The following is a 20,409-nucleotide window of genomic DNA, read 5'->3' on the forward strand; positions in this document are numbered from 1 at the left end:
ACATCATGCTCGCTGAGCCAAACAGGTGGTCCCTAGCTGGTGGCAAACCAGTGGTCCCTTCCCGGTGGCAAATGACACCGGATCCTGGCACTTCGTCGCCGAGCTGTTGGCCGGCCCGCTGTCATTTGCCGCGTCCGGGGTGTGAGCGCCCGGTTTGGCGCAAGGACGGGAAGGAGCCCAGCCAGGCAGGAGATAGACATGGACGGGGACAGAGATTGGGACCCCGGACTAGATCGTCGACGCGGACGTCACGAGTGACCCGCTCGGCTACCAGTCGCCGCGTACGACAGGACCTTGACCGGGATTCAAAGCCGTGTCTTGGCGCGACGGGCCGGCGCAGGGCAAGCGCAACCGGCAGGCGCGAAGCGCAGCAGCGACAGAGGGAGGAGGCGAGGCGGCGGGAGTGCGTTTGGAGACTACAGATTGGCGAGACTCTTAAGAAAGTCCCACATCGTTATGGAGAGGGCTAATCAAGATGGCCTGATAGGACCCGAAATGTAAGAGGACTGGAAGGAGAACTTCGCTTACCCAACTATCCAAAATCTGAAGGGTAATCAAAATGGGAATGACCAGGGATGAAGCGCGCCGCTTCAAGATACGCACCGTCGATGATGTGCGGCGTTTCCAAACTTTGAACAGCGCCACAGAGATAGCCGACCGTCCGGGAGCGATCTGGTTCGCGTGCGGCGACGAAAAATTCGTCGTGTATACGCGACAGTGCCCTGAATGTGACGAAAGAATTCTGATCGATAAACCCTGTTGGCGGTGCGGGCCGAAATGTCCCCACTGCGGCGAGCCGCTGATCTTCAACAATTGCTGGGAATGCAAACCCTACCCTAGAGAATTGCTTGTTGAACTGATGGAAGGGACACAATAATCCGACAACTTGTTCAGACGGTCAAGCAAGAGAGTGATCACCTGCCGGTGCCAGGGCTACGGGGAGCGGCCGAGGTGTGGTATCGCCGCTCGCGAGGTGTTGCCGCGACGTGCGCGCAACTTCGACCGCCGACCACACATCTGCCACGTCGGCAAGCCATCGGGCGACCGCAAGCATCTCGGCCACAAACGGGTCGGGATTGACTCCTCGAGGAGGTGACGGAAGTACTGCCCAGTCCAAGGGTTGCGGAAGAGCGGGCCACACGATGGGAGCACGGGCGTGGCCCGCAGCGGTCTTCGAACCGCGGTGTAATCCATCGAGTTCAGAGATCCTGTTCCGGATGGTGGCCAGCGTCGCGTTGGGATCGACGATGGCGACGGTTCTATCTGCGAGTACGGTCGCCTCTGCGTCCAACCGACCACCGAATGGCAGGAGCAGCCGGGCTGCGAGCACGCTGCGAAGTGTGTAGGCATCACTTGTAACCCATGCACCGCACAGGCGCGTCAGCGGCGTCGACGGGCTGACGTCTACATGCCAAACAGCGGAAACGCCTTCCCGGTAGCGAAACAGCGCAATTACATCGGCAGACTGCACCACAAGCCCCTCCTCGATGGCCGCAGCGATCATAAATCCAGTGTCCGACAGCGTGATCGCAAATTGCTCTATTTTCCGAAACTCCTGCCGGTGTCGGATTCACGTGCTAGGACCAAGCGGCATGCGCAATTTATAGGTCGGTCCTCAAGGGGGACAGGGTGACGGTGCCCGCGGGCTGGTATGCCGATCCATGGCGGCAAGCTCATCTGCGGTGGTGGGACGGCGCACAGTGGACGGGAGCCGTCGATGGAGCCGTGATCACCCATCCCGATCAGCGGCAATCGGGTCATACACGTGAGCAAAAACCGACTCGTGAGGGCGACACACAGAGGTCCCACATCGTCCTCACCGAGGAGTTCAAGCGAGCACTCGCGCTTCTCGGCGACGGTCGTCATGTCTTCCTCACAGGAAAGGCGGGCACGGGCAAGTCAACCCTGATTCGCCAGTTCATGTCGGAGACGAACCGAAACGTTGTCGTCGCCGCGCCCACTGGGGTCGCGGCCCTGAACGTTGATGGTTACACCATCCATCGCCTGTTCAGTTTCAGCACAACGACGACCCTGGATGAAGTCCGCGCCGGTCGGTACTACCCCTCACGATTTGCGAAGACGCTTGGCTCACTACAGACCCTCATCATCGACGAAGCATCGATGATCCGCGCCGACCTCTTTGACATGCTGGCCGCTGCACTCGAACGATTTGGGCCGTTGCCGGAAACGCCTTTCGGCGGTGTGCAAATTGTGCTGGTCGGTGATTTGTACCAGTTGCCCCCAGTGGTCACTGAGCAGGAAGTCGAGTACTTCTCGACTCGGTATGAGACGCCCTACTTTTTCTCTGCCGACAGTTTCCATCGCGAGGACTTTCCGACCGTCGCGCTGACAACGGTGTTCCGGCAAAAGGGTGACGAGCGGCTTACCTCGATCCTCAATGCGATCCGCGAAGGCGTGCTCCTGGCGCATGCACAAGAGCAGCTCAATGACCGCGTCGACGCCGACTTCGTCCCGCCTGACGATGAATTCTGGCTTACGCTGGCACCGACAAACCGACTCGTGTCAGCCCGCAACCGCCAGCATCTTGAACGGTTGCCCGGCGACGAGGTCGTGCACCACGCCAAGCAGTCCGGAGACCTAAGCCTCTTCGAGCCACCCACCGACGAAGAGCTGCGGTTCAAAATCGGCGCCCAGATCATGATGCTTAACAACGACCAATCCGATCGATGGGTCAACGGCACCATCGGCCGAGTCGCCGAAGTCCAGGAAGCTCACGGTCTAATCGTGACGGTCGAATTCACAAACGGGACCACCGCGGAAGTTACCGCCCACACGTGGGAGGCCACGCGACCGGTTGTCGAGGGCGGTGCACTTCGGTATGAGATCGTCGGCACGTTCACCCAGCTGCCTTTTAAGTTGGCATGGGCAATCACGATCCACAAGAGCCAAGGACAAACACTCGACCGGCTGGTCGTCGACTTGACCGGCGGCACCTTCGACTTCGGCCAGCTTTATGTGGCACTGAGCCGATGCACATCGTTGCAGGGACTCGTGCTTAAGCGGCCAGTGTTACCCAAGGATCTCAAGTCGGATCGACGCATCGCGCGCTTTCTGCGGGGCACAGTCAAGGAAGATCACCCCCGTCGCTATTGCGCCATTGCGGTTCTCACCGTCGGCGACGAAGGACGCATGTCGCGCCCCCGGCCCGTCGAAATAGCCGTGGCTTTCGACGACGGGACAGCCGTGAGCAGTCTAATCAATCCGCAGCGAGACCTCGCCAATGCACGACAGTCCTATGGGATCAAGGTCTCTGATGTCCTTTTGGCCCCGACACTCGCGGAAGCGTGGAGTGTCCTTGCTCCGATGCTTGTTGGTTGTACGCCCGTCGGCGTCACCATCGACGAGACCTTGGGGCTCATCGACTTTGAACTGAAGAGACTCGGTTATATCACGGCGTTGCCGTTGGGGATCGAGGTACCGCTCGCAGCCCTGGAACCGACACATCGCCGAGCGCTCGCGGGTAGCACCGCGCTAGAACGAGCGCTCACATTACTCAGCGCGCGCGGGAAGGCCGGACTCGACGACTCGAGTTCTACTCCGTTTGGCGAACCGGAGGAGTCCGAGTCCTTCCTTGGTTATATCGTGAGCCGTTCCCCGGCGACTCGGACGCCGGTGTCGGTCCACTTGCCAGCGTTATCGGCGATTCTGGACGTCAGCCGCAGTGTTGGCGAAGTACTCGTGGGAGATGTCAAAGCGCAGGAGGTGCAGGCTCGCATGGGGAGCCTGGTCGACACGCCATGGGTCGTCTCTGCCCGCCAATCGGTTGGTGCTCAACTGAGGTCGGCCGCTTCGCGGGTCAGACTCACCGACGAGGCAATAGCGCGCCTGAGAGAGGCCGAGAAGCTGCTCGGTGTCGAAATCCTCAGCGATTCGGTCGAGGCAGCGCGTGCAAGCGAAGACATAGCTTCGGTTCTTGTGCCAGGGGCACGCATCTGCTTTACCGGTACGGCACAGGATGATGCGGGGCGAACCATGTCGCGTGACGAGATGATGAGAATCGCAACAGCAGCGGGCCTCACGCCGGTTAAATCGGTGACCAAGACGCGGTGCGAAGTCTTGGTGACCGCCGAGATTGGCTCTCAGTCCGGAAAAGCGCAGAAGGCGCAGGAACTCGGCAAGCCGGTCTTCACGGTCGACGAGTTCCTTGCGTGGGTCGACACAGCACGGGACACAACGCGGATCTTGTCGTAGGTAATGATCTGGCCCTTCGAGCAGTTCGAAGTCCTTCCCAAGCCGAGATACATTATCGGGCAGCGGAAGAAGCCGCGTCCGCTGGATAGACAAGGGAGAAGAACCGTTGGGATTCCGCGACTTCTTCAGGCAGCGACCGAATAGCAGCCCCGCTCCGGTAAGCGACGTCACGCATGTCCAACCAGGTCCGTGGCTGGACCCAGGCCACGTCGACGTCGAAGTCGCCGGCGAGTCGTATCATCCAGAAGCCTTCGCGCAAATCTTCGGCTCCGTCGGTCGGCCGCTGGGTGGTGTGTTGATGCGCTACGCGGTGCTTGTTCCTGAACCGACGAACCCCTACGACCCCAACGCGGTCGCCGTATATATCGACGGCCTGCACGTCGGCTACGTTCCCGCAGTGGAAGCCCCACGGCTACAGGCCATTGCGTTCGCGTACATGCGACAGGGTCGGCAATTCGTCGTCTTGGCGCGGGTTTGGGCATGCTGTGAGAATGACCATTGGTCAGCGCGGGTAACCCTGTCGTTCTCGGAAGCGACAGAAGATGAATGGGCCTATGTCGACCATCCTTCGTGGCCCGGCTCCCGCAGCCCGGATGGATCGGAGCGGCTGACGGAGACCGGTCGGATGATGCGGATCGGAAACGCGAAGGTGGCGGGCGTCATTCACGGACGGGATTTCGAGTCGTTTCGGCCACAGATTGCACAGGCCAAGTCGGACGGGGATCTCAACACTGCTCTCGGATTACTGCGTGAATGTATCGATGCAGCCGAGCGCCAAGCTGGCGTCTACTGCATGCGACCTCAGCTGTGGCCGACTGAACAAGCTGCGATCGTCCTTCATAAGCTCAAGGACTACCAAGCGGAGGTTGCCGTCCTCGAGCGATTCCTCGAGGCGGACCCGAGCGGTCGAGGAACTAAGGGAATACGCGAGCGACTGGCCCGAGCGCGAACTCTAGCTGGTGGGCCCGATCCGGCGGCCACTGGTCAAATTGCCGACGTCTCAACTGAAGCGAAAGAGGTAGTGTTCGACGACTCCGAGCGGGTTGAACCGGCTGTGCTTACGTCTGCCGCCGAACTCGTACACGAGAAGGAGTTCGAGGCGAACATCCGGGCGGTCTTCGCTGAGGCAGGCGTCGCCCTCGGCAGCGCGTACGAGACGGAAGCTGTACTTCGGGAAATGCTTGGCGTGCCAGGGGAGTTCACGACCATCACAGCGTACGTGAAGGGACGACCCGTCGGCTACGTCGGCGCACTGTACGCCGATAGCGTCCGCGCTGTACTGCGCGATCCCATTCACCAGGAGAAGGCAGTTGCGGTGCGATGCCGGATCTACGCTGCAGAGAAGCCAACGTGGACCGCCCGTATCACGCTTGGACCGTATGAGGACGTAGTCGCAGCAGTGGACGATCCTCAGTCAGCGGCCGAGGGACGTTCGGTCACCGATGCTATGGCCCGGCTGAGACGTGAAAGACTCGCTGAGGGTGGGGTGGTCGCTGACGAGCAGCGTGTACGACTCGTGCGCGGTCGGGACTTCGGCGAATGGGTAGAGCCCATCAGGGAACTGCGGCGGACTGGGTGCGATGCGGAAGCCTTCGAGCTGCTTATGGAGTGCATCGATGCCGCTGAATGCCATTCCCGCGGGCAGGGTTGGGTACCGCCGACGTGGTACACCGAACAGGCGGCCATCATCCTGCGTAAGCGAGGTGACCTCGCTGGTGAAGTCGCGCTCCTCGAGCGGTTCCTCGACGCCTGCCCACCGGATCAACCTCAGGTGGACATCGCGGAGCGGCTTGTTAAGGCGCGGGCCCGGCTCACACATAGGTCAGGCGACCCGTTGATCCCGCCAACTAGCTGGCAGGCCGCTCATGGTGAGAGCTATCCGAATGGCGGCGACGCGTGACAGCAAAGGATGCAGATATCGCGACCGTCCGTGACTCCGGCGCCGAGGTTGTCACAACGTTGTCACAAGTGAGTGCGAATGAGGGGAGTTGCCAGGGGGCAGTCCAAAATGGTTCTTGCTGGTTAAATTGCTTCGAAAGGCATCGCGACGCAACGAAATTCAACCCACGTCCGACTGGGGGTCAGGTGGTCGCGGGTTCGAATTCTGTCAGCCCGACCATTGTCAGCCCGACGATGAAGAGCAGTTGAGAGACGTCACCCAGCCATCGTTGACGCTGACCGCCACGAGGTCGTTGCGATCGCCGAACCTAGTCTCCTCTGCGCTGTCAGCCCACATCGTGGGTGAGTCAGCAGAACGGGTGCCGCCAAACCACGACCTTATCGTCCTTCGGCGCTGCGATACGACGCCAGACCGGCGCGAAGTACTTGTTGTTCAGCTCGGTCACCTGTGCAAAGTCGGTGACCACCTCAGAGATATCGAGGCCCCTATCGGCTCGCCGGACGCCACTCGTCGTCAGATTTGTTGATCCTTTGAATGCGACCAGCCCGTCGATGATCAGTATTTTCTGGTGCGGTGCGTCATACACACCCTCGGTCGACGGAATAACGTGGGCCGTCAACTGTGGCGCTTCATCCGGGTACTCGGTCAGCTGCGCCCGGGCGCCCGCCTCGACGTTCGACGCGAACCCGTACACCGGGACACGCATGCTCGCCATCTTGAGGGCGCCGATCATTACGTGGCTTATCCCCCAAGTGGAGAAGTGGACGAAATAGCGTGCACGCGAAATCACCTCGAAGAAGGTCCGCATGGTGCGCCACGGCTGGCGCCGGACCCCTTCGCCCTTCGATCGTTCGATGATCTCGGCGAGCACAGTCGCGTGCGCAAGCAGGTCGCCGTGGTCGATTGTCCATCCGCCGCGACTGAAGTAGTCATCGATGGCGAGCGTGAAGTCATCGGCGAAATCGTCCGTTTCCGGGTAGTCGTCCACGATGAACTGCACCTCACATAGTGGGCACCGATGGATCATCGGGTCAGGTCGGTAGTCGGTGTTTATCTTGTTGAACAGCCCCCGGCACGCCGGGCACACATGATTCGGTGGCCGGAACTCCAAGATTGATGTGATGTCGAAGCCCACACCTCGCATGATGCACCAGGCCGGTGACATAGGTCTGCAGATTAGAGCGCGCTCTCGCGCCTGTGTGGGGTGCAGAGCCGGGATTGGCGGATCACCCTAGGCGCTGCAGCCGAGCAGTTGGCATGCTATCGCGATGCTGATCAGTCTTCCCACCGGCTTGGATCATCTGCGGCATCGACTGCTTTTCGGCGGCGACGCGCCTGAGCCGATTTGAGGGCTAATCGCCGGTAATAGGCTTTTCGCGCAAATTCCGCGCGCTTAGCGCGTTCTTGGGGTGCGAGTCTGCCCTCAGGGTCAACCTCACGCTCAAATTTGGCGTAGAACCCCTCCCGTGCGGGGCGTGTCGCCATGTAGCGGTCTTCGGTGTTCGCCCAGCGGGTGTAGGCGCCAATCCGGCCGCGGATACTGCGTTCTGATGCTGTCGATTCGGCATCCCGCTCAGCGCGGCGTCGAACTTCGGCACGCTGGAAGCAGTCCCAATGATAGTTCCACCGTCGTCCATCCTCATCGACGTGCGCCGAGCCTTCAGCGACCAGTCGATGGCAGTGGGGGCACGGGCAGCCAGATCGCCACGGGTCATAGTTCATCGCCAAGCTCTTTGCGAAGCTGTTTGAGTTCCCGCTCAGTGCGCCGAATCCGCTCCTGCAACACTTCTCGACGACTCTTCTGCCGGCGCGCACGGACCTGCTTCACGGGAGCAACCAACCACCCCAACGGCTCGTAAGCAACAACTGTGCGCACGATCGGGCACAAGCGGCAGTCCAGATAGGACCCCAACTCCGGCCATCCAGCATCCAACAGCTTTCGATCATGGTCGGGAATCGGTTCGGGAGCATAGGCTTTGGCCAACTCGAGACGCATCTCTTTGAGGCGTGCCGGGGTGGATCGCTTAAGTCCCTGTTCTGGCGTCCAGTCCACATTCCTCTGCACCTCGATCTGGTGACCGCAGGTCAAGGTCGCTTTCCAGTCGGCCACCCACCGCTGATCACCGTGCCGCGTGATCGCCCACACATTGGACGGGATGCCGTGCTGAGGCTTCACAGGATCTGGGGGAAGCAGCCGCCGACCCGAGCACTCATCCCATGAGGCGATGTCACGTAGCGGCAGCGACGGCCTCGGGTGCTCACCGCCGCCGCACCGGTACTGGCCGTGCGGCAACCACTGACGAGACCGGTATGGATCCCTATCGGAACCATCCAGGATCAATTGCGGATCGTCAGAGCAAGTGAGGCGCTCTTCGACGCACCCGCAATCGAACTCCCATCGCCATCGGAAGACATCCTCGGGCCCCGAATACCACACCGACCACATCGGTTCCTTAGCTGCGCCAGCGTCATACCAGCCGCGATACTCCTGCAGCACATCCTGTTTTGGACGCGGGCTACCGGGAAACTTGCGACGTACTAACCCCGGCGGCGGGGGCGCATCCGCCCGGCGCGGCTCACGCTCGGCCCATCTGCGTTCACGAATTCGATCCGCTTCGAATAGTGTTGCTATCTGACGCTTCTGCTCATCCGACATCGGCGGCAAGCAGCCCACGCTGCAGCGGCAATCCCGCGTGCCGCGCTTGGCGATGTTCATCTGCACCTCGCGACCACACTGACTACACAGGATTACGCCGATATCTGGATCCTGTTGGGATTGAGGAAGTTTCATTTGGTCACGGCGGTAGCTGCTCCAGCACTGCATGCTGCAGTACTTAATTACCTTCGAGCCGTCGGCCAGCGTCACCCACGGCGCGAACCGCCCATTCTCGGCATCGGCGTTGTAATCGCACAGATGATCGGGGCCGCTCCAGATGCACTTCGGGTTCGCGCACCGGATACCACAAACTGCTTGAACCACCGTTCTCCCCCCACTGTGAACCATTGGGCGAGGCCCAACGCGAACTACGGCATGACTGCGATTCTGCCTCGGCGCGCTGCGCCGGGCCAGGGTCGTTTGATCGGGGTTGGTGGGATGGTGATCGTGGAGTCGAACAGACGACGTCAGTCGCAAGGGGGCGACGGCGACGGTCGAAATTCGGCCAGCCGCCTTTTATCCTGCGGTCAGACGCCTACGTGCCGTCGCGGCAAAACTGGAGGTAGATCCGCGCATGACCGAGTCATCTGACACCTCGGATACCCCCGCCAAACCTCAGGATTACGCGGGCTTGCGCGCCGAGTTAGCTGCGCTGGCCGATGATTTCACACCCGTGATCACCGAGCTGTGGCCTCGCCTCGAAGACCACAAGTACCGCTGGGAATTGCACAGCTACGGGCTGGCGGAGGGATACGACAAACTGGTCGTATCCGACATCATCGCTTTGCTGATCGAGGCCCTCAAGGGCATCGGCGTCGCCGACAGCAGTCTCCTTGAGGCGCACGTCAAGGCCAAGAGCCACAATCCCAGCCCCGGCGCCGTCTGATCAAACGCCACCTCGTCCCGCAGTGTCTGACTGCCCGATCGGCTGCGTAAAGGGCGTCTTCGACGTCACCGCGTTGATGGCTTCGCCACGCTTGACACACCCGATCGTCAGCGCAGGATCGCCGGGTATGAGGAAGCGGTGGGAAGGTCGCTGTTTCGCAACGTGAGCTGACGACACTTCTGACGACAACGATGACGACAGTCGGGCTCCCCGACACCTCCACCTACACGACGATAGAACTCGAATCATGCATGGTCACGCTGTCCGCCCGTGCCTACGGATCAGAAGGTTGGGAGTTCGAATCTCTTCGGGCGCGCTTTGTATCCGCGTAGATAGGTTTTCCCTGTTGTCAGGCGCAGCCGGTGGCTGCTCGAAGTGTCCGGCACGCCTGATGCATCCGTGCCGGAGACAAACGAGTGATCCGGCGTCGGAACGCATTGCGCGGCAACGTATGAATGTTGTCGAAATTGACGACGCAATCGCTTGGCAGGCGGTCGTCGGCGGCGGTCAGTGCCAGCTCGGAGACCAGTCCCCTGCGGGTGCGGGTCAATGCGGCGACGACGACCGCGCTCATTCGGTCAGCAACCGGATCTCTCGTCAGAATGAGCACGGGCCGGTCGCCGCTTGGTGTCGCTGCGAACCACAGTTCACCGCGCCGCATCGGCCCAGTCAGTCCAGTCTTCGGCAGGCCCCCAGTCGGCGATCTCGCCGAGGGCCTTCTCGTCGTCCGTCAGGGGCTGCTCGGCGTACGCTTGCACGTCCTGGTCTGCCGCGAGTTCGGCCAGGTGGCGCCGTAGTGCCTGGCGGAGTAGTTCAGACCGGTCGATATGCAACCGACGCGCCCACTGCTCGACTGCCGCCGCGTCCTCGTCATCGACGCGAAAGCTAACCATTGTCATACAACCAGTCTAGACTGTATGACGTCTCCGGGGACGCACTGGCGCAACGAGTGCGCGGCTCTTCGCTCTTCGCGCTGTCTCGAATGTTGAGATTCGAGAGTGATCGGTTCGACAACGCCCGCGCTGTCTCCGGAGTGTCTCCGGAATCGATGGACAGAGCCACGTTCGCGGAGCCGGACAGGGCAGCTACCTTCGGGGATGTGGTAGCGGTGGCGATGACGAATTCTTCACCGGTCCAGAAGTACCCGACCGGGATCACCCTCGGCGTCCCGTCCTTGCCGACATAAGCCAGGTGAGCGGCAGACGTCGACGCAAGCAACTCCTGCGCCCCGGCAGTGCCCAGTTCGGCGTCTATCTCCTGCTTAATCACAATCGTTAGCTTTCGTGATGCGACGGCAGGTAAGGGGCCGCGCAAGAACCGGTCGTACCACGCGCCGTTGCTTCGATGTCGCAAGCGGGGACGCGGCGAGCAGGTGATTCAAAGGCACCGGCGCCTCCTGTTCGGTGTATCTGTTGGTTACCCATATCGACTTGAACGACACGTTTCGGCGGCAACCGCCCCCCAAGCTGATGGCCGCTACCCGAGCTGTGACCTGTCACTCCTTGGTTGCGAACGGGTTAACTATCCGTACCCCGGCGTAGTCTTCGTCGGCGCTCAAGTCCTCGGAGAGGACGACGTCACAGCCAAGAGAGCGGGCGGCTTCCAGGACTGCGGCGTCCCAATACGAGAGGCGGAATCGCCTACATGTCGCAAAAGCCGCGAGCATGAGTTCAGCTGTGATCGGGGCGACGGGAAACCGCATGAACGACTCCACCAGCCCGACGGCCTGCTCGTGGGTAAGTGGATCCGCCCTGCTGCTGCGCGTTGCCTGAACGTAGAACTCCTGAAGAACCTGAACGGAAACCGCGAGGTCGCGGCCAGCCAGGATTTCGTTCGCACGCCTGCCCTTCTCCCGCTCTTGGCGATCGCGTGAGATCGCATACAGCAGGACATTGGTGTCAATGAACCGCACGGGCGTGGACTTTGTCGCGGCTCAGACGATCAGCGGCGCGAAACCGGCGAATCTCATTCTGGATCTTACGCTGCTGTTCCTCGAGCCGCGAGAACGCAGCGTCGCGTTCAGCAAGTGAAGTGAGATATCCCGCCACTAGCGTGCTTACCGACTGGCCAAGTTCTGCCGCCCGAATCCGTGCCGCCCGGTAGACCTCGTCGGGGACAGCGACGGTAATATTCTTCACAGTTCCACATTATCACAGTAACTGTGTGACACATACCGATGACCTTCGACAATGCGTCGCGGTCGCGCGGGTAAGTCGGGCGGCTGTGCCGGGAAGGCACGCCGATCACTGCCGAAACGGCCGCGGCTTCCGTGCCGAACTCGTCGATCCCGACGAAGGCGTTTTGCAGTATGTGTGTGATCTTCAGCTGTTCTTCAGTGGTGATGTGGGAGAAGTCCGCCTGCTTCTCGTCGAATGCGCGCGGCATCCCCATCGCCGCCAAAGTCTCCTTGAATTCCTCCGGTCCCCAGCTGATCCGAAACTTGGGCAAACTGAGGTCGACTGGTCCCTCCACCAAGGCCAAGGTGCGGAACCAAGCGTCGTCCACACTGTTGCGAACCGCCTGGAGCTGTCCCTCCGCCGGTAGCACGACCAGCATCTTGAGGTCGCCGCCCACGTAGGGGATTTCCACGGCCTGAAAATCCGACCCGGCCGCATGGCGCATCACCCTCGCCTTGTGCATCATCGGCACGGTGACCACTGACTGAGGAGTCACGCGGAAGGTGCATCGGCCGTAAGTTCTTTCGGAAACGGGTTCTCCCAGCTCGCCTTGAGGTAGGCCGCGTTCAGAAACACGTCGCGCGTCAACTGGTCTATTGCGCCGGGCGGGATCAGGTCTTTGATCTGCCCTTTGGTCGCCTCGCTGGCGAAGTTGTTGATGGTGACCCGTTCGCCGTCGGGGTTGGCCTTGAAGTCGGCGAGGTGCACGCCCGCGTCGTATTGGGCGGCGAGGATGTCGAGGAACGGCGCGCGAACCGACATGCCACGCTGCAGCCAGACCGCGTCGACCATCGTCAACTCGGTACTCCTCGGATCGTCGGCAGAGACCGCGGCGCGGTTGCGTGAACGGCCCACTCACGTTGCGGCTCAACGGGACCGAGCGCGCCGGGCATGGGATCGCTAACCGCGACAACGAGGGACGCGTCACCATCACCGTACGACTGGCTAACTGACCGCCGACCTGCCAGCGCGACGCCCGCCAAGGCGTTCGCATTTCATCCGATGACTGCGGAATCGGCTTGTGGCGCTGCTGCTTTGGCCTTACCACGACTTTGCCCGCCGGAACGCTATTCCGGCCTACCGCCCGATGCGACGACGCAGCCGGGTGAACGCGTTGAACCCACGGGTGACCAGGCGGTCGGCGCGGGTGCCCATCATCGGTAGCATCCCGATCTGACGAGCAAATCCGGCGCCGTCGTAGTAGACAGTATTGCTGGCCACCCGGCCATCGGGCGCCAGCCGGATGACGTCGCATCCGCGAATCTCGACTCGGCGGCCGGTCGCTTCGATGCCCTGAAAAGGCGATCCCGTGAACGATCCGCCGCCCTTCCACTGGACCACGACCTGGCCGGTGCCGTCATCGACGACATTCTCTACCACCAGCCGCCAATCTGGGACCGCTGCGAAGAGCCCCGTGAACCATTGCGTCAAGGCCGCTGCCCCGCACACGGTTTCGCCGGTGGCGAGGAAGTAATCGACCGTGTCGTCGGTCCAGAAATCTTGTGCATGGGAGAAATCACGTTCGTCGAAGATACGGTGAAACACCTGCCGAACCCACTCTGCATTCGTGGTGCCGGGTTGCAGTGCAGTCATGTGTGCCTCCTTCAGCGGACACGGGGACGATCATGGCGGCTGCCCCCGACAATAGACCCGACCACGAGGCCGATAGGAGACCTTGAATCACGGCGTGCGGTAGCAGCGGTGCAACTAGTGCCGCGACTCGATAATCGTCAGCGCCCGCTCGAACAGGTGCACCGTGGCCGCATGCAGTTGATCGCCGACCTCTTTCTCGGCCTTACCCGCGCAGGCGCGCGCCAGCGTGCCCTCGATCACGATGCCGAGCTTGAAACAGGCCAGCACGGTGTACCAGGTGATCTGCGACAGGTCGCGGGTGGTGTTGGCGGCATACCGCTGCAGCAGGTCGTCGGTACTGGCCAGCCCGCTTTGGCCGCCCAAGGCGTGGCTGAAGACGCTCGACCCGTCGGGCTGGCGCCAGGTCGCCAGCAGCCAGCCCAGGTCCAGCAGCGGGTCGCCGATGGTGCACATTTCCCAGTCGACGATGGCGACCACCTCCGGCCCGGTCCAGGAGAACATGACATTGGCCGCGTGGTAGTCGCCATGCATGATGCCGGGCGTCCACGTCGTCGGCCGATGGCGCTCCAGCCACGTCGAAACCTGTTCAATTCCCGGGATCTGCGGCCCGGGGTAGCCGTCGTACTGCTGATAGGACTCCAGCTCGGAAAGCCAGCGTGGCACTTGGCGTTCCAGGAAACCCTCGGGTTTACCGAAGTCGGCGAGCCCAACGGCGACATGGTCCACCGCACCCAACTTGGCCAGCGCATCGGCCATCGACAGGCCCATTCCGAACCGCACCTGCGCGTCGCCGGCGTGCAGTGGCGGCAGCCCTTCACCGGCGTTGAAACCCTCGACGGGCTCCATCAGGTAGAAGACGGCGTCACCGAGCACACCGGGGTTGTCGCAGGTGGCGATCAGCCGCGGATGCGGGACGTCGGAGCCGGCCAGCGCGGCGAGAACCTTGGTTTCCCGCAGGATCACCGTGTTGCTGTGCGGCCGCAGGTGCCGCGGCCCGCGCCGCAGCACGTACGGCCGGCTGGACCTGCTGAATCGCAGCATTACGTTTTGCGTTCCGCCGGTTACCGCGGAGACGTCCTCCAACGGACCCTCGCCCAAGCCCTGCTCGGACATCCACGCGGCCACCGCTTCCAGGCCCACCTGTAAAAACCTACTCTGATGCCATGACGTTGCCGGTTCTCCAGCGTTGGATCGAGATCGTCGATTCCGGTCGTATCGACGGTCTCGACGCGTTGCTCGCCGAGGATGCGGTCTTCTTCTCGCCCGCGGTCTTCAGCGCGCAGGAGGGCCGGGCAAAAGTCCTCACGTATCTGAGCGCGGCGTTGCAGCTGTTCGGCGACTCCGGTTTTCACTACGTCGAGCAGTGGATGATTCGCCCGGTGAAGGCGCTTCAGGCCATCATCGGCGAAAATGGCCGAACTGCTGAGCCAGTCCTAAGCTTTGGCGCGCAGGCTGTATCGAACCGTCTGAGCCCGGATCATGCCGTCGGCGAACACGAACGTGTCGACGCCGTCGTCGACCCGGTAGTGCGCCGCGTCGGCGCTCCACTCCAAAAACAGCACGTCGCCTTCGAAGATCTGAGTTTTCAAGTCCCAAGCCGCGTCGGGCAGGTCGTCGAGCAATGTGACGAACACCTGCCGGATGGCGTCCTTGCCGCGGGCGGCGCCGGCTGAGGTGAGCACCACGGAGTCGTCGGCGTAGTCGGCGATGATCTCGTCGAGGTCGCCGGTGGCCAGTGCCCGACCGTGGTGGGCGAATACTTCTTGGGGCGTGCGCGTCATAGCGAGCGATCGTATCTCGCGTCCGCTGGAACAATGGTCCGCGAAACTGACTTTTCGATCCGACCTTCTGATCCGGCGAGGTGTGGCAATGCCGCGGACTGACAACGATTCCTGGGACATCACCGAAAGTGTGGGAGCCACCGCCCTGGGCGTGGCGGCCGCTCGCGCGGCCGAGACCGAGGGCGCAAACCCGCTCATCACGGAATCCGTTCGCCCGGATGTTCGTCGACGCGGCAGGCGAGGGCATATGGTCGGTTTTCGCCGATCCCCGGTTGCTGGCCCAGGCGGCCGATGCGGAACCCGAGGTGCGCTCCCGGATTCAACGGCGGGAGCCGGCAATGGCGCACCTGGTGGCAGTCTCGGAGATGCTGACTTCGGCGGCCGCGGATTTGGAAGGGATCGGCTCAGTGCTGGGCGAGGCCAGTCCGCAACACTTTTCGGCTCGGCCATCACGGCCGCCGCCTACTCCGCGCGCATGCCTGCCACGTCGTCCTTGATTGCCGCGATCGCGTCGACGGGGGTGAGGTTTTGACCTTGGCTGTTCTGCCCGAGTTGCGGCCAGCCGGCGCCGTCGGGTCCGCGCAGTTGATCCCAGATCTCGCGAACCTTGGTCAGCAGCTCGGCTTGCTCCTCGTCGGTGAGCGCCATCAGGGATCCTCCGTTCACTGTGATGCCGCAGGCGGCGGCGAATTGCTCTGGTGTCAGCCCATCGGCTGAGTTCATGTCGCACCGGCCGAACGGTGGTGCCCCCTGCGGCAGATTCGGGCTGTAACCCGAGCCGTCGGTGTACTGGTGGGCGACCTGGCCGGGAAGGCGGGGATTGGACCCATAGCCGGCCGCGATGACCCGCAGGCCCGGTGGACGCACCCGCCACATGTTCCAGAAGTCATACGCGTTGGCATAGCCGATGATTCGCCTGGGCGAACCGGCGTAATCGGCCAGGTTCCAATACAACTGGTTGATCCACGCCGACCCGTCGCCCGGCGGATTTCCGCCCGATTCGACGTCGAGCATCAATGCCACCCGCCGGTGCAAGCCGCCTTCGGCGTCGATCATGGCACGCACGGTATTGGCGTTGGCCAGCCAATTCGGACGGACGTAGGTGTAGACGATCCCGAATGTCATTCGCCCGCTGTCCACAGCGCCCCGCATCCAGGCGTAGTTGCGCGCGAAGTTGTGATCGCGATAGGTGCCGTCGGAAACCCGAATGGAAAGCACCCGATAGGGATATGAGTCGTCAACCGGCACTTGATATTCGGATACGTCGGCGAACAATGTATCAGGCACGTCCCCCCAATCCCCGTTTACCGCAAGGCTTGTCGCCCATGGTACAGATCCGGTTCGCCAGTATCGGCCGGACTCGGCGGGTATTGTCCCGGTCATGGCTGACCGACCCGCCACGGTTGACGACGTGCACCGGATCGCCGCGTCGATGCCACACGTCAACCGGGTGCCCGGGCCGCAGGGCAACCCCATCTACCAGGTGGGCGGCAAGTCGTTCGTGTACTTTCGCACCCCGCGACCGGACGCGACCGACCCGGACACCGGTGAGCGCTACACCGACGTCATCATGCTGTGGGTGGAGTCCGAAGCCGACAAGCTGGCCCTGACCCAGGATCCGGCGTCACCATTTTTCACCACCCCCCATTTCGACGGACATTTGTCGGTGCTCGTGCGGGCTTGCCGATTGGCGGAAATCGGCACCGGCGAACTGGCCGAACTGATCCAGGACGCCTGGCTGTCACGCGCCTCGAAGAGGCGCGCGGCACAGTGGCTCGCCGCCCAAAACCGGTAGTTTGCCAGCCCGCGGAAATTCTGACCGCTAATTCGCTTGGGGTTCGCCTCGGCACCATGTTTGAACATGGGTGCAACGGGTATGTCAGGTGCTGCGGGATTTTTCTCGAAACCCAATGGAGGTCACCATGCGTGGGCGCGGAGTTGTCGGGGCGATTGTGCTCGTGTGGTTACTCATCGGAGTCTTCGCGACGTGGCAGCGAGGCTACTTCAAGGGTGAGCAAACAAGTTGCGCCTCAGCGGGAACCGTTGCGGTGACGGTGATCGCGGGACCGCTGAATTACCTCGGTGTGCACCCGAAAGTAACAAATTGCCGTTTGCCGCAGCCCAGCTCAATGCAGCTGGTCGGTCATCTCCCCGTAATGTAAAGGAAGTCGCCATGATCGTCGTCGGTGCCATCTTGCTCATTCTCGGATTTGTGTTCGGCATCAATTTGTTGACGGTGCTCGGGGTCATCTTGCTGGTGATCGGCGCCGTGCTGTGGGCCTTGGGCGCCATAGGCCGCCCGGTCGCCGGCCGGCGGTACTGGTACTAGCTAGCGCCCGGTGCCAAAGGTCGCGTGGCCTGCAGTGACCCGCGGTGGTCACGCGGTCTCGCGATCTTTCACAGCTTGCGCATAGCAACGGCATAGCGTCGGCCTAGTGCGGCGCGGATACTGGAACCGTGACGAGCCCGCGAACTCCGGCCGAGCGAGTCGTCATGTCGCGCGCCGACGGACAACCGATCGGTGTCCTGGTCGTTGACGACGAACCCGTTCTCGCCGAAATGGTTTCGATGGCGTTGCGCTACGAGGGCTGGAATATCGCCACGGCGCAAGACGGCGCATCGGCGATCGCAGCGGCCCGCGCCGCGCGGCCCGACGTCGTCGTACTCGACGTGATGCTGCCCGACATGAGCGGCCTGGAGGTATTGCACAAGTTGCGCAGGGAGAATCCTCGCCTGCCGGTGCTGCTGTTGACGGCCAAGGACGCGGTGGAAGACCGCATCGCCGGGCTTACCGCCGGCGGCGACGACTACGTCACCAAACCGTTCAGCATCGAGGAGGTGGTGCTGCGGCTGCGCGCGCTGCTGCGGCGCACCGGCGTCACCACCGTCGATAGCGGTGCCCAACTGGTGGTGGGAGATCTGGTGCTCGACGAGGACAGCCACGAGGTCGCCCGCGCCGGCGAACCAATCTCCCTGACCTCCACCGAGTTCGAATTACTGCGCTTCATGATGCGCAACTCCAGGCGGGTGCTGAGCAAGGCCCAGATTCTGGACCGGGTATGGAGCTACGATTTCGGCGGCCGGTCCAACATCGTCGAGTTGTACATCTCCTACCTGCGCAAAAAGATCGACAACGGTCGCGCACCCATGATCCACACGCTGCGCGGCGCAGGCTATGTCCTCAAGCCGGCCCGTTAACACCCCGCGAAGCTGGTCATTACGCCTGCGACTCCTGGTCGGACAGGTCGTCGTTCTGGTGCTGGTCTGTATCGGTATCGCCGCGGCAACCGAACTGGCCCTGCGCCATCATCTGGTGAAGCAGCTCGATGGCCAGCTCAGTGGGGCCTCGTACCGCTCGGCGTTGCTGTACCCCGAGCCGTCGCACCGGCACGAACCGCGCTACGTGAGGACCGGCCCCGGCCCGAAGTTTCTCGACGCGCCCGGTCAGCCGGCCGGCATGGTCGCGGCGGTGGTCAGCAACGGCAAGACGATCGACGCCGGCTACCTGACCGGCAGTGGCGCCCGGGCCGCGTTGAGCGACAAGGCCCAGGCGCAGCTGGCCGCAATCGCCGGCAGCCGCACGCCGGTGACCCTGAACCTGGACGGTCTGGGTCGCTACCGTGTCGTTGCGGCCACCAGTCGAAACCGCACCGACGTCATCGTCACCGGCCTGTCGATGTCGGGTATCGACGCCACGATGTTGCGGATGCTGATCATGTTCGGGATCGTCACTGCGGTCGCGCTGCTCGCCGCGACCACCGCCGGGGCGATGATCATCCGGCGGGCGCTGGCGCCGCTGCGACGCGTCGCCCACACCGCGACCGAAGTCGTCGATTTGCCCTTGGACCGGGGCGAAGTCGCATTGCCGGTCCGGGTGTCCGACACCGACGCGAACCCCTACACCGAGGTGGGTCAACTCGGGTCGGCGCTGAACCGGATGCTTGACCACATCGCTGCCGCGCTGTCGACGCGGCAGGCCAGTGAAACCCGGGTGCGCCAGTTCGTCGCCGACGCAAGTCACGAACTGCGCACCCCGCTGGCCGCGATTCGCGGCTACACCGAACTCGCGCAACGGATGACTGACGACCGTGCCGCGGTGGCTCACGCCATGAGCCGGGTGGCATCCGAGACCGAGCGGATAACCCGCTTGGTCGAGGACCTGCTGCTGCTGGCCCGCCTGGATTCCGGACGGCCGCTGGAACGCGAACCGGTGGACCTGTCCCGCCTGGCGGTTGACGCGGTCAGCGATGCGCACATCGCGGGCCCGGAACACCAGTGGGAGCTGGACTTGCCGCCGGAGCCGGTGGTGGTCACCGGTGATGCCGCGCGATTGCATCAGGTAGTAGCCAACCTGCTTGCCAACGCCCGCATCCACACCGGCCCCGGCACGGTGGTGACGACCCGGTTGAGTGTCGAATCGGCGCGCGCCGTGCTTCAGGTGGTCGACAACGGCCCGGGCATTCCGGCAGGACTGCAGTCGGAGGTATTCGAGCGGTTCGCTCGCGGGGATACCTCTCGCTCCCGCAAGGGCGGCAGCACCGGGTTGGGTCTGGCGATCGTGTCTGCCGTTGTCAAGGCGCACAACGGAACCATCACCGTCAACAGCTCGCCCGGTCATACCGAGTTCGCGGTGCGGTTGCCACTCGACGGGTGGCAACCGCACGCATAGTCACACGGTTGAAATTGCCCGGCGCGACGCCCTTGTCGTTAGGGGCAGGTGACGTCGATTTCGAACGGCTTGTTCACCGGCTGCATCGGGTTGGCCATGTCGACGCCGGTCGCCGTGCCGGTGATCTTGTAGGTGCTGCCGCTCTTGCTCGCCTCGGCTTTGCCCTGCCCGGTGCCGGAAGTGTATCCGAGGGTTACGCCGTTGACGTTGCCCAGCCCGACCGACTTCACCTGGGGCGGGTTGGTGTCGGTGAGCACGGCCGCGATACCGGTGGCTGCCCCGCCGATCGCGATGTTGACGTTGCCGGCTGCCGTCGTGCAGACGACCGAGCCTGTTACGTGCTGGTCCTGACCGTCGATGATGACCTTCGTTCCCGAAGCCCCTCCGGCGCTTGCCGACGTGGCGCTCGAGCTTCCACCACCACTGGCCGATTTGTTGCTCGAACATCCGGAAAGGCCCGCGGCCAGAATCGCCGCTCCGGCTACCGCCACCGTCAGTCCACGCTTCACCTGTGCTCCTTTGCCGTTGTAGCGAT

At 62.8% G+C, this 20,409-nt stretch carries 21 protein-coding genes and 3 pseudogenes; 11 read left to right on the forward strand and 13 right to left on the reverse strand.

Features of this window, described 5'->3' with window-relative positions; translation table 11 throughout:
- Window positions 1–898: 898 nt before the first annotated feature.
- Complete coding sequence (locus tag AWC07_RS27070) at window positions 899–1,504, reverse strand: hypothetical protein (RefSeq protein ID WP_139829779.1); 606 nt, start codon at window positions 1,502–1,504, stop codon at window positions 899–901.
- Between the two features lie 125 nt (window positions 1,505–1,629).
- On the opposite strand from AWC07_RS27070, the gene AWC07_RS18790 reads away from it, so the two are divergent.
- Window positions 1,630–4,212, forward strand: a complete 2,583-nt coding sequence (locus AWC07_RS18790; RefSeq protein WP_084293701.1) for an AAA family ATPase — start codon at window positions 1,630–1,632, stop codon at window positions 4,210–4,212.
- 106 nt (window positions 4,213–4,318) lie between these two features.
- The gene (locus AWC07_RS18800) at window positions 4,319–6,112 is read left to right on the forward strand and encodes an HIRAN domain-containing protein (RefSeq protein ID WP_139829780.1); all 1,794 of its coding nucleotides are present in this window, start codon (window positions 4,319–4,321) and stop codon (window positions 6,110–6,112) included.
- A gap of 346 nt (window positions 6,113–6,458) precedes the next feature.
- On the opposite strand, the gene AWC07_RS18805 is transcribed toward AWC07_RS18800, so the two are convergent.
- Both AWC07_RS18805 and AWC07_RS27075 read right to left on the reverse strand, forming a co-directional pair.
- The gene (locus AWC07_RS18805; protein ID WP_036417886.1) at window positions 6,459–7,247 is read right to left on the reverse strand and encodes a phospholipase D-like domain-containing protein; all 789 of its coding nucleotides are present in this window, start codon (window positions 7,245–7,247) and stop codon (window positions 6,459–6,461) included.
- A 576-nt stretch (window positions 7,248–7,823) separates the two neighbouring features.
- Complete coding sequence (locus tag AWC07_RS27075; RefSeq protein ID WP_139829781.1) at window positions 7,824–9,092, reverse strand: LapA family protein; 1,269 nt, start codon at window positions 9,090–9,092, stop codon at window positions 7,824–7,826.
- A gap of 250 nt (window positions 9,093–9,342) precedes the next feature.
- Here AWC07_RS27075 and AWC07_RS18820 point away from each other — a divergent pair, with 250 nt between their 5' ends.
- The gene (locus AWC07_RS18820) at window positions 9,343–9,654 is read left to right on the forward strand and encodes a hypothetical protein (RefSeq protein ID WP_036417882.1); all 312 of its coding nucleotides are present in this window, start codon (window positions 9,343–9,345) and stop codon (window positions 9,652–9,654) included.
- Between the two features lie 349 nt (window positions 9,655–10,003).
- On the opposite strand, the gene AWC07_RS18825 is transcribed toward AWC07_RS18820, so the two are convergent.
- The 4 genes from AWC07_RS18825 to AWC07_RS18840 form a co-directional block, all read right to left on the reverse strand.
- The gene (locus tag AWC07_RS18825; RefSeq protein WP_036417880.1) at window positions 10,004–10,315 is read right to left on the reverse strand and encodes a type II toxin-antitoxin system PemK/MazF family toxin; all 312 of its coding nucleotides are present in this window, start codon (window positions 10,313–10,315) and stop codon (window positions 10,004–10,006) included.
- Window positions 10,302–10,547 carry a ribbon-helix-helix domain-containing protein gene (locus AWC07_RS18830; RefSeq protein WP_084293690.1) on the reverse strand — a complete coding sequence of 82 codons (246 nt, stop codon included), beginning with the start codon at window positions 10,545–10,547 and terminating at the stop codon, window positions 10,302–10,304. Before AWC07_RS18830 ends, AWC07_RS18825 begins: the two co-directional genes overlap by 14 nt.
- Complete coding sequence (locus AWC07_RS18835) at window positions 10,540–10,923, reverse strand: pyridoxamine 5'-phosphate oxidase family protein (RefSeq protein ID WP_084293689.1); 384 nt, start codon at window positions 10,921–10,923, stop codon at window positions 10,540–10,542. The genes AWC07_RS18830 and AWC07_RS18835 overlap by 8 nt, the downstream gene beginning before the upstream one ends.
- Window positions 10,924–11,149: 226 nt before the next feature.
- The gene (locus tag AWC07_RS18840; RefSeq protein ID WP_036417700.1) at window positions 11,150–11,566 is read right to left on the reverse strand and encodes a PIN domain-containing protein; all 417 of its coding nucleotides are present in this window, start codon (window positions 11,564–11,566) and stop codon (window positions 11,150–11,152) included.
- Between AWC07_RS18840 and AWC07_RS29380 the strand changes: the two genes are divergently transcribed.
- Window positions 11,556–11,684: a hypothetical protein gene (locus AWC07_RS29380; protein WP_279628906.1), complete on the forward strand. Its 129-nt coding sequence runs from the start codon at window positions 11,556–11,558 to the stop codon at window positions 11,682–11,684. The two genes, AWC07_RS18840 and AWC07_RS29380, sit on opposite strands and share 11 nt — an antisense overlap.
- On the opposite strand, the pseudogene AWC07_RS28905 reads toward AWC07_RS29380, so the two are convergent.
- From AWC07_RS28905 to AWC07_RS18855, 3 genes and pseudogenes are all read right to left on the reverse strand, one after another.
- Window positions 11,674–12,623 (reverse strand): annotated as a pseudogene (locus AWC07_RS28905) (serpin family protein). The gene AWC07_RS29380 and the pseudogene AWC07_RS28905 overlap by 11 nt on opposite strands.
- A 285-nt stretch (window positions 12,624–12,908) precedes the next feature.
- Window positions 12,909–13,424 (reverse strand): ester cyclase, encoded by a 516-nt coding sequence (locus tag AWC07_RS18850; protein ID WP_051508192.1) that lies wholly within the window; start codon window positions 13,422–13,424, stop codon window positions 12,909–12,911.
- A gap of 114 nt (window positions 13,425–13,538) precedes the next feature.
- Window positions 13,539–14,537 carry a phosphotransferase family protein gene (locus AWC07_RS18855; RefSeq protein WP_051508195.1) on the reverse strand — a complete coding sequence of 333 codons (999 nt, stop codon included), beginning with the start codon at window positions 14,535–14,537 and terminating at the stop codon, window positions 13,539–13,541.
- Window positions 14,538–14,587: 50 nt separating this feature from the next.
- Between AWC07_RS18855 and AWC07_RS28915 the strand changes: the two are divergent.
- Window positions 14,588–14,722: pseudogene (locus AWC07_RS28915) on the forward strand (nuclear transport factor 2 family protein); the annotation flags it as partial.
- A gap of 135 nt (window positions 14,723–14,857) precedes the next feature.
- On the opposite strand, the gene AWC07_RS18865 reads toward AWC07_RS28915, so the two are convergent.
- Entirely contained in the window at window positions 14,858–15,205 is a 348-nt protein-coding gene (locus AWC07_RS18865; RefSeq protein WP_036417697.1) for a nuclear transport factor 2 family protein, read from the reverse strand.
- A gap of 88 nt (window positions 15,206–15,293) precedes the next feature.
- Between AWC07_RS18865 and AWC07_RS28920 the strand changes: the two are divergent.
- A pseudogene (locus AWC07_RS28920) lies at window positions 15,294–15,594 on the forward strand (class I SAM-dependent methyltransferase); the annotation flags it as partial.
- 73 nt (window positions 15,595–15,667) lie between these two features.
- Here the strand turns inward: AWC07_RS28920 and AWC07_RS18875 are convergent.
- Window positions 15,668–16,492, reverse strand: a complete 825-nt coding sequence (locus AWC07_RS18875; RefSeq protein WP_036417695.1) for a glycoside hydrolase family 25 domain-containing protein — start codon at window positions 16,490–16,492, stop codon at window positions 15,668–15,670.
- A 94-nt stretch (window positions 16,493–16,586) separates the two neighbouring features.
- Here AWC07_RS18875 and AWC07_RS18880 point away from each other — a divergent pair, with 94 nt between their 5' ends.
- From AWC07_RS18880 to AWC07_RS18895, 5 genes are all read left to right on the forward strand, one after another.
- Window positions 16,587–17,000 (forward strand): MmcQ/YjbR family DNA-binding protein, encoded by a 414-nt coding sequence (locus AWC07_RS18880; RefSeq protein WP_085105192.1) that lies wholly within the window; start codon window positions 16,587–16,589, stop codon window positions 16,998–17,000.
- Between the two features lie 115 nt (window positions 17,001–17,115).
- Window positions 17,116–17,367, forward strand: a complete 252-nt coding sequence (locus tag AWC07_RS18885; protein WP_084293556.1) for a hypothetical protein — start codon at window positions 17,116–17,118, stop codon at window positions 17,365–17,367.
- An 11-nt stretch (window positions 17,368–17,378) separates the two neighbouring features.
- Window positions 17,379–17,534, forward strand: coding sequence for a DUF6131 family protein (locus AWC07_RS27725; protein WP_167380105.1), 156 nt, complete (start codon window positions 17,379–17,381; stop codon window positions 17,532–17,534).
- A gap of 164 nt (window positions 17,535–17,698) precedes the next feature.
- A complete protein-coding gene (locus AWC07_RS18890) occupies window positions 17,699–18,403 on the forward strand; it encodes a response regulator transcription factor (protein ID WP_036414310.1) in 705 nt (234 codons plus the stop codon).
- Window positions 18,381–19,874 (forward strand): sensor histidine kinase, encoded by a 1,494-nt coding sequence (locus AWC07_RS18895; protein ID WP_036414313.1) that lies wholly within the window; start codon window positions 18,381–18,383, stop codon window positions 19,872–19,874. Before AWC07_RS18890 ends, AWC07_RS18895 begins: the two co-directional genes overlap by 23 nt.
- 38 nt (window positions 19,875–19,912) lie before the next feature.
- Here AWC07_RS18895 and AWC07_RS18900 read toward each other — a convergent pair whose 3' ends face one another.
- Window positions 19,913–20,383 (reverse strand): lipoprotein LpqH, encoded by a 471-nt coding sequence (locus AWC07_RS18900; RefSeq protein WP_036414316.1) that lies wholly within the window; start codon window positions 20,381–20,383, stop codon window positions 19,913–19,915.
- Window positions 20,384–20,409 lie beyond the last annotated feature (26 nt).

The organism is Mycobacterium gastri, from assembly GCF_002102175.1.
In the GTDB taxonomy this organism is placed as follows: Bacteria; Actinomycetota; Actinomycetes; order Mycobacteriales; family Mycobacteriaceae; genus Mycobacterium; species Mycobacterium gastri.

Excerpts from the sequence above, each read along its gene's own strand:
- AWC07_RS27070 (WP_139829779.1), bottom strand. The coding sequence starts at position 1,504 with ATGATCGCTGCGGCCATCGAGGAGGGGCTTGTGGTGCAGTCTGCCGAT.
- AWC07_RS18820 (WP_036417882.1), top strand. The coding sequence starts at position 9,343 with ATGACCGAGTCATCTGACACCTCGGATACCCCCGCCAAACCTCAGGAT.
- AWC07_RS18825 (WP_036417880.1), bottom strand. The coding sequence starts at position 10,315 with ATGCGGCGCGGTGAACTGTGGTTCGCAGCGACACCAAGCGGCGACCGG.
- AWC07_RS18830 (WP_084293690.1), bottom strand. The coding sequence starts at position 10,547 with ATGGTTAGCTTTCGCGTCGATGACGAGGACGCGGCGGCAGTCGAGCAG.
- AWC07_RS29380 (WP_279628906.1), top strand. The coding sequence starts at position 11,556 with ATGAACCGCACGGGCGTGGACTTTGTCGCGGCTCAGACGATCAGCGGC.
- AWC07_RS18850 (WP_051508192.1), bottom strand. The coding sequence starts at position 13,424 with ATGACTGCACTGCAACCCGGCACCACGAATGCAGAGTGGGTTCGGCAG.
- AWC07_RS18855 (WP_051508195.1), bottom strand. The coding sequence starts at position 14,537 with ATGTCCGAGCAGGGCTTGGGCGAGGGTCCGTTGGAGGACGTCTCCGCG.
- AWC07_RS18865 (WP_036417697.1), bottom strand. The coding sequence starts at position 15,205 with ATGACGCGCACGCCCCAAGAAGTATTCGCCCACCACGGTCGGGCACTG.
- AWC07_RS18880 (WP_085105192.1), top strand. The coding sequence starts at position 16,587 with ATGGCTGACCGACCCGCCACGGTTGACGACGTGCACCGGATCGCCGCG.
- AWC07_RS18885 (WP_084293556.1), top strand. The coding sequence starts at position 17,116 with ATGGAGGTCACCATGCGTGGGCGCGGAGTTGTCGGGGCGATTGTGCTC.
- AWC07_RS27725 (WP_167380105.1), top strand. The coding sequence starts at position 17,379 with ATGATCGTCGTCGGTGCCATCTTGCTCATTCTCGGATTTGTGTTCGGC.
- AWC07_RS18890 (WP_036414310.1), top strand. The coding sequence starts at position 17,699 with ATGTCGCGCGCCGACGGACAACCGATCGGTGTCCTGGTCGTTGACGAC.
- AWC07_RS18895 (WP_036414313.1), top strand. The coding sequence starts at position 18,381 with ATGTCCTCAAGCCGGCCCGTTAACACCCCGCGAAGCTGGTCATTACGC.